General features: G+C 61.8%; 7 protein-coding genes and 1 pseudogene. All 8 read right to left on the bottom strand.

The window, feature by feature from the left end; genetic code table 11:
• On the bottom strand, positions 1–723 hold a 723-nt coding region (ftsA, locus tag AAC083_RS23105; RefSeq protein ID WP_258224686.1), incomplete at its 3' end, for a cell division protein FtsA.
• Entirely contained in the window at positions 704–1456 is a 753-nt protein-coding gene (locus tag AAC083_RS12995) for a cell division protein FtsQ/DivIB (protein WP_042039042.1), read from the bottom strand. The genes ftsA and AAC083_RS12995, both read right to left, overlap by 20 nt.
• A gap of 97 nt (positions 1457–1553) precedes the next feature.
• On the bottom strand, positions 1554–3008 hold the full coding sequence (gene murC, locus AAC083_RS12990; RefSeq protein ID WP_108536822.1) for a UDP-N-acetylmuramate--L-alanine ligase: 1455 nt from the start codon (positions 3006–3008) through the stop codon (positions 1554–1556).
• A pseudogene (murG, locus tag AAC083_RS12985) lies at positions 3005–4089 on the bottom strand (undecaprenyldiphospho-muramoylpentapeptide beta-N-acetylglucosaminyltransferase). The gene murC and the pseudogene murG overlap by 4 nt, the downstream one beginning before the upstream one ends.
• Entirely contained in the window at positions 4086–5270 is a 1185-nt protein-coding gene (ftsW, locus tag AAC083_RS12980) for a cell division protein FtsW (protein WP_042039047.1), read from the bottom strand. The pseudogene murG and the gene ftsW overlap by 4 nt, the downstream one beginning before the upstream one ends.
• On the bottom strand, positions 5267–6550 hold the full coding sequence (gene murD, locus AAC083_RS12975; RefSeq protein ID WP_108536821.1) for a UDP-N-acetylmuramoyl-L-alanine--D-glutamate ligase: 1284 nt from the start codon (positions 6548–6550) through the stop codon (positions 5267–5269). Before murD ends, ftsW begins: the two co-directional genes overlap by 4 nt.
• 3 nt (positions 6551–6553) lie before the next feature.
• Entirely contained in the window at positions 6554–7636 is a 1083-nt protein-coding gene (mraY, locus tag AAC083_RS12970) for a phospho-N-acetylmuramoyl-pentapeptide-transferase (protein ID WP_042039051.1), read from the bottom strand.
• Positions 7630–8257 (bottom strand): glutamate ligase domain-containing protein (locus tag AAC083_RS12965; protein WP_258224685.1); only part of this gene is annotated, 628 nt, incomplete at its 5' end. The genes mraY and AAC083_RS12965, both read right to left, overlap by 7 nt.

Raw genomic sequence — 8257 nt, 5'->3', positions numbered from 1 at the left:
GCTGGTCACAGTGCTGCCAGCGTAGGGGATCACCTTGGTGTGGCGCAGGGCACCGCCGGTAAACAGCGACATATCCATGGTACCGCCACCAATGTCCACCACACAGACACCCAGCTCTTTCTCGTCTTCGGTCAGCACGGCATAGCTGGAAGCCAGCGCGGAGAAAATCAGCTGATCCACCCGCAGACCGACCTTCTCCACACATTTCTCGATGTTGCGGGCCATGTCGTTGTGGCAGGTGATCAGGTGCACCTTGGCGGCCATACGAACCCCGGACAGACCGACCGGGTTCTTGATGCCTTCCTGATAGTCGATGGCAAACTCCTGGGGCAGCACATGCAGCACCCGCAGCTCATCGGACAAACGCACCGATTTGGCGGTGTGGATGACGTTATCCACGTCCTCCTGGGTCACCTCCTCATCGGAGATGGGCACCATACCGGTTTCGTTGCGGCAATCGATGTGCTTGCCGGACAGCCCCAGATACACGGAGCTGATCTGGCAGTCGGCCATCATCTCGGCCTCTTCCACCGCACGACGCAGGGACTTGACCACGGAATCAAGATCGTTGACCCCGCCCTTATCCATGCCACGAGAGGCGTGACTGCCCATGCCGATGACATTGAGCTCACCGTCTGGCAGCACTTCGCCAACCAGAACCGCCACCTTGGTTGTGCCGATATCCAGTCCGACAATCAGATTTCTATCTGCGGTTTTGGTCATTCACTTTCTCTTCGTTCTTCTTCCAGCCAACTGCCATTCCGGTGTCGTATCGAAGATCCACATAAGCAACCTGCTCACGGGGTTCGATGATCGGAAAAGCATCGATAAACCGCTGCAATCGAAGCGCTATATCCGAGCGCCCCAAAAACAGCTGAATGTTGCCATCCAGGGTCAGTTCCCAGGCATGGCGGGGAGTCAGATTCACTCCCAGCAGCTTGTATCCCTTGGCTGCCAGCTGCGCCTCGTACTGACGGCTGGCTTCCAGTACCTTAACGGCCTGATCTTCCGGCCCGGATAGCTGCATCAGGGGGGTCTTCACCCTGTCCGGCGCACTGAACACCTCACCCTTGGTGTTGACGAAGCGGTTGCCATTCCAGCGTGCCGCTACCGCCTGCTCGGTGAGATAGACCTTGATCTTGTTTGGCCACTTCTTGCGTACAGAGACCTGGGCCACCCAAGGTAAGGCATTCAATCGCGCCTGTAATTCGTTTACATCCAACTCGAAGAAGTTACGCAGCTCGGCACCATCCAGCACGGCGTTACGCAACTCGTCGGTCTGCAAATACTGGTGCTGCCCCTGCAGCAACAACTCGCTCATGGGCAACCGATTGGCATCCGTCAGCCAACCTTTAACATCCAGCGCTGTCTGGTAGAAGCCCCACATGACCAGGATGAAAAATGCCACCCCTGCGATGAAGCCACCCTTGGTGCGCCCTTGTGCCCTTGCCTCCACCCGATCTTTCCCCGTTTAACGCGCCATGCCGGCCCTTTACAGACCGGTCCGCCATTATATAGGCCCCGGCTTGGCGGTCAAAATACTGATTGGGCCCTCAGGCGCCGGATTTCATGCTCTCAATGCTCAATTTCATCTCGCCGAGACGACGTGCCAGCGCACCGACGTTCCCCGCCCCCTGGGTCAACACCAGGTCCCCCTCTCCGACCAGTCCTGCCAGCACTGAGGGTACGTCGTCCGGGGTCGCGACAAAGATGGGCTCCAGATTGCCACGGGAGCGGATGGAACGGCACAGGGCGCGGCCATCAGCCCCCGGTATGGGCTCTTCACCGGCGGCATAGACCTCCAGCATCACCAACACGTCTACCTTGGAGAGCACATCAGCGAAGTCCTCGTAGAGGTCGCGGGTGCGGGTATAACGGTGCGGCTGGAATACCATGACCAGGCGCTTCTCGGGCCAACCGGCGCGAGCGGCATTGATGGTGACCTTCACTTCGCTCGGGTGATGACCGTAATCGTCCACCAGCATGGCCTTACCGCGGCCAGTCTCGAATTCACCATATTGCTGGAAGCGGCGACCCACGCCTTCAAACTTGGCCAGCGCACGGATGATGGCATCATCGCCGATCCCGTCTTCGGTAGCGACCGCAATCGCTGCGGCGGCATTGAGCGCATTGTGGATGCCTGGCAGGTTCAGGGTCACTTCCAGCTCACCAGCGCCCGCTCGACGGACCCGGAAACGGCTGCGATTGCTGGTCTGCACAAAGTCCAGCACCTGTACGTCGGCATCATCGCAGAGACCATAGGTGATGGTCGGGCGGGCGATCTCGGGCATCAGGCCACGGATCACGGGATCATCCACACACACCACGGCCAGACCGTAGAAGGGCAGGTTGTGCAAAAAGTCGATGAAGGTGGCTTTCAACCGGGAGAAGTCACCGCCGTAGGTATCCATGTGATCCGCTTCGATGTTGGTCACTATGGATACCATCGGCTGCAGATGCAGGAAGGAGGCGTCACTCTCGTCCGCTTCGGCGATCAGATAACGGCTGCTGCCCAGACGAGCATTGGTGCCGGCGCTGTTGAGCAGGCCGCCGATGACGAAGGTCGGATCACGCTCAGCCTCGGCATAGATGCTCGCCACCAGACTGGTGGTGGTGGTCTTGCCGTGGGTGCCGGCGATGGCGATGCCATGGCGGAAACGCATCAGCTCGGCCAGCATCTCAGCGCGGCGCACCACCGGGATGCGCAGCTCGCGGGCGGCCAGCAGCTCCGGGTTGTCCTGCTTGATGGCGGTAGAGACCACCACCACACTCGCCTCGCTCACATGCTCGGCGCTGTGGCCGACGAAGATATGAGCCCCCAGCGACGCCAGCCGCTCGGTCACCGCATTGCGGGCCAGATCCGAGCCTGTTACCTGATACCCTTCGTTGGCAAGCACCTCAGCGATCCCGCCCATACCGGCGCCACCTATGCCGATAAAGTGGATGCGACGCACGCGACGCATTTCGGGGATCACAGTACGCAGTTTTGCCAGTTCAACCTTGGTCATAATGTTCTCTCAGTCTGCCCAGTGGCGAGTCGTTTACACTCATCGGCTACCCGCTCGGCGGCATCGGTAATCGCGACGCGACGGGCAGCTTGGGCCATGTTCAATAGGGTTTCTCTGCGTCCGGCAAGCCAGCTGAGGCGTGCGGCCAGCGAGGCCGTGGTCAGCTCGGATTGGGGCAGGAATTCAGCACCGCCGCCATCGACCAGGGTCAGGGCGTTGCGGGTCTGGTGATCATCCACCGCATGGGGCAGTGGCACAAAAATGGCGGCAACTCCGGCTGCAGCCACTTCGGAGACGGTCAGGGCCCCCGCGCGGCATACCACCAGATCGGCCCAGGCATAGGCATCAGCCATGTCTTTGATGAACTCGCTCACCTCGGCCTCAACGCCCTGATTGGCATACTCCTGCGCGACAGCCTCCCGGTTGCCCTTGCCGCACTGATGGCGCACCGCAATGGGGACACCGGCAGCGGCAACGGCTGGCGGAACCTGTTCGTTGAGCACTCGGGCCCCAGGCTGCCACCGACGATCAGCAGGTGCAGTGGCTCTGCGCCGCTGCGTAGCTGCGGATCCGGCAAGGCAACCACCTCAGGGCGCACCGGATTGCCCACTACAGCGGTACGACGGCTAGGCGCAAACGCCCCCGGGAACGCCATCAGCACCCGCTGGGCAAGGCGAGCCAGCAGCTTGTTGGTCAGGCCGGCCGCCGCATTCTGCTCGTGCAGCAGCAAGGGGATGCCGGACAGCCAGGCTGCCACGCCACCCGGGCCGGAGGCAAACCCCCCCATGCCGAGCACTACGTCAGGCCGTATGGTCTTGAGCACTCGGCGCGCCTGCAGCACGGATTTGACGATGCGATAGGGGGCTGCAAGCAGACGCTTGATGCCATTGCCGCGCACCCCCTGAATGTCGATGAAGGAGATGGGATAACCGTGGGCAGGCACCAGTTCGGCCTCCATCCGGTCGGCGGTGCCGAGCCAGTGGATGGTCCAGCCCTGGGCCTTGAGGCGATCTGCCACGGCCAAGCCGGGGAATACATGGCCCCCGGTTCCGCCCGCCATCACCAACAGAGTCTTGCTCACGAAACCTCCCGCACGCGCGCCTGAGCACTGGCCTGACGCAGCTCGAAATCGATACGAATCAACATACTCACCGCCACCATCATGATGATGAGACTGGAACCACCGTAGCTGACCAGCGGCAGGGTCAGCCCCTTGGTAGGCATCATGCCGCTGGCAGCACCGACGTTGACGAAGGTCTGGAAGCTGAACCAGATGCCAATACCGATGGCCAGGTAGCCTTCATACAAGCGCTCGGCCACCAGTGCCTGGTGCCCCAGCTTGAGTGCCTTGAACGCCAGCGCGAAAATGAGGAAGAGCGCGCCCAGCACGCCCACATAGCCCAGCTCTTCGCCCAGGATCGCAAACACGAAGTCGGTATGCGCCTCCGGCAGGTACTCCATCTTCTGAATGGAGTTGCCAAGTCCCTCGCCAAACCAGCTGCCACGACCGAACGCCATCAGTGACTGGGTCAGCTGGTAGCCGCTGCCGAACGGATCGGCCCAAGGGTCGAGGAAGGAGGTTACCCGTCGCATCCGGTAAGGCTCGACGATGATCAGGGTCACCACGGCTCCCACCCCCACCAGGATGAGGCCGATGAACTGCACCAGCCGCGCCCCCGCCAAGAACAACATACCCAGCGAAGTGACAAACATCACCACCACGGATCCCAGGTCGGGCTGAGCCAGCAGCAGTATGGCCACCACGAACAGCACCGCCATCGGCTTCATGAAGCCGATGAAGCGCTCCCGCACCTCGTTCTGGCGGCGCACCAGGTAGCCCGCCAAATAGACAAACAGGGCCAGCTTGCCGAACTCGGCCGGCTGCAGGTTGAAGGGGCCGAGCGGCAGCCAACGGATGGAACCGTTGACGCTGCGCCCCACCAGCAGCACCAGCACCAGCATGATGATGGCAAGCACCAGCATGGGGCCGTTGTAGTGTTGCCAGCGGGCCATGGGCACTTGCAGCACGAACCAGGAGATGCCGAGCGCCATCACCAGGAAGAGGCCGTGGCGCTTCACGAACATGAAGGGATCGTTGTTGATGGCGATCCCCTCCGGGATCGAAGCCGAGGCCACTATCACCAGACCCACCGCCATCAATGCCAGTGCCAGCACCACCAGTTGCCGATCGTAGAGGCCCGCCGGGCGCGCAGGTAACAACCAGCGTTTCAGCACACCTGCGACGGCGCTAAGGGCGTTCATAAGGTGTGTACCAGCTCGGTGAAACGATCACCGCGCGCTTCAAAAGACGTGAATTGATCCAGGCTGGCGCAAGCAGGCGCAAGCAGCACCCAGTCACCAGGTCTGGCATCGGCGGCAGCCTTGGCAACGGCGGCCTCGAGGGAGGCGACCTGCTCGGTCTGCTCGCCCAGAGCCAGCAGCACCTCGGCATCCTGACCGAAGCAGTACATGTGATCGATCTGGTTGCCCAGCAGCGCCTGGATCGGGCCAAAGTCCTGGCCCTTGCCCTGACCACCGGCCAGCAGCAACAGGCGCCCCTTGACCGACTCGCGCACACCGGCAACGGCAGCCAGAGTAGCCCCCACGTTGGTGGCCTTGGAATCATTGATCCAGCGCACCCCGTTCACCTCCCGCACGAAGCGGGCACGGTGGGGCAGGCCTTCGAAGCGGCGCAGCACGGCCAGTTGTGGTTCGCGGGGAATGCCTACCGCATCGCACAGGGCCATGGCGGCCAGGGCATTGGCCTGATTGTGGGCACCGACGATCTTCATGTCGTCCACCGCGAGCAGTGGCTCCCCGTGCAGGGTCAACCAAGGGCGTCCCTCCAGCAGGCAGCGGCCATAGCCGTTGCAGTCGAGGCCGAAGCTCTGCCACACCTGACCCACATCGGGCAGGGTCTGGGCATCGTCGCGGTTGATCAGGATGTGCTGGGAATGCTGATGGATCTCCATCTTGGCGGCGCGGTAGTCGTCCATGCCCTGATAGCGATCCATGTGGTCCTCGGAGAGGTTGAGCACCACGGAGGCGGCGGCACGCAGGCTGTGGGTGGTCTCCAGCTGGAAGCTGGAGAGCTCAAGCACACAGAGATCCATCGGCTGCTTGAGCAGCTCCAGCGCCGGGATCCCTATGTTGCCACCGACGCCGACCTTGAGGCCCGCCTCGGCAATCATCTCGCCCACTAGCGTGGTGACAGTGCTCTTGCCGTTGGAACCCGTGATGGCGATGACTGGCACCTGGACCTCGCGCACGAACAACTCGATATCGCCGACGATGCTCACCCCGAACTCGGCCGCGGCTTTCAGCTCGGGGGTCGCCAGGGCGATGCCCGGGCTCGCGACTATCATGTGCGCCTGCCTGAGCAGATCGCCGTCAAGTCCCTGGATCAGTGCTACCTCGGCGGGCAGTTGATCCTTGCCCGGCGGGTTGGCGCGGGTATCCATCACCAAAGGCGTGACACCACGGCCGAGGAAGTAATCGACGCAGGAGAGTCCGGTTTTGCCGAGTCCTATGATGATGACCATGGCTTACCTCACCTTCAGGGTGGCGAGACCGAGCAGCACCAGCATGAGGGTGATGATCCAGAAGCGCACGATGACGCGCGGCTCCGGCCAGCCCTTCTTCTCATAATGGTGATGGATCGGAGCCATGCGGAAGATCCGCACGCCACGCAGCTTGTAGGAGCCCACCTGCAGGATCACGGAGACAGTCTCCATCACGAAGACACCACCCATGATCACCAGCAGGAACTCCTGGCGCACCAACACGGCTATGGTGCCGAGCGCGCCGCCAAGAGCCAGGGAACCTACGTCCCCCATGAAGACCTGGGCCGGGTAGGTGTTGAACCAGAGGAAACCCAGACCCGCCCCGACAATGGCGGTACAGACGATCACCAGCTCGGAGGTATAGGGCACGTAGGGAATGTGCAAGTAGTTGGCGAAGTTGACGTTGCCGGTGGCCCAGGCGATCAGCGCGAACCCCCCAGCCACCATCACGGTCGGCATGATGGCCAAGCCGTCCAGTCCGTCGGTCAGGTTGACCGCGTTGGAGGTACCGACGATGACAAAATAGGTCAGCACAATGAACATCAGACCGAGCTGCGGCATCACATCCTTGAGGAAGGGCACCACCAGCTGGGTCTGACCATCGTGGGTGGCCGTGGCGTAGAGAAACACAGCCACGCCCAGCGCGACCGCCGACTGCCAGAAGTACTTCCAACGGGCGATCAGACCGTCGGTATTCTTGCGCACCACCTTGAGGTAGTCGTCGGCAAAGCCGATGGCACCGTAGGCACCGAGCACGAACAGCACCAGCCAGACATAGGGGTTGTCGAGACGGCTCCAGAGCAGCACAGAGATGAAAATGGCCGCAATGATCATCAGGCCGCCCATGGTCGGGGTGCCTTTCTTGCTCAGATGGGACTCGGGACCGTCGTTGCGGATCACCTGGCCGAACTTCATGATCTGCAGACGGCGGATGAGGTGCGGCCCCATCCAGAGCGCCACCACCAGGCCGGTGATGATCGACAGGATGGCGCGAAACGTCAGGTAGGAGAAGACGTTGAAGAAGGTGAAATGCGGGGTGAGCAGTTCCGCCAGCCAGACTAGCATGTGGCTGACTCCTGACGGTCAACGACCATCTTGACGATATCTTCCATGCGGGAGCCGCGGGCACCCTTGACCAGAATCGAAATTTCTTGATGTGTATTTATCATTTGCGCAAGCACTTCAAACAACGACGCCTTGTTATCGAAATGTCGGCCAGCCGCGGCATCTGCGGTATGGCGACTATGTTCTCCTACTGTCAGCACGGCATCCAGACCGCACTCGCGGGCATGACGGCCCACCCGGGCATGTTGCTCGGCAGACTCATCACCCAGTTCCCGCATGTCACCAAACACCAGTACCTTGAAGCCGCCCATGGCGGTCAGGGCATCAATGCCCGCCAGCACGGATTCCACGCTGGCGTTATAGGTATCATCCACCAAAGTCAGACCGCCCCAGCGCTGAACACAGAAACGCCCCTTGACCGGCGCCATCTGCTCCAGCCCCGCCTTGACCGAGGCCAGCGAGGCTCCCAGTGCCAGCGTACCGGCGGCGGCGGCCAGCGCATTGGCCACATTGTGGCGACCGGGGATCGCCAGGGTCAGCTGCAACTCGCCCTGTGGGGTCACCAGCACAAATTCGGCGCAGCCTTCATTGTTAAGCACCACGTTTCGAGCGTGGTACGGC

Origin of the sequence: Aeromonas sp. HMWF014 (assembly GCF_963878295.1) — a bacterium.
In the GTDB taxonomy this organism is placed as follows: domain Bacteria; phylum Pseudomonadota; class Gammaproteobacteria; order Enterobacterales; family Aeromonadaceae; genus Aeromonas; species Aeromonas popoffii.
This window is presented reverse-complemented; position numbering and strand designations above follow the sequence as displayed.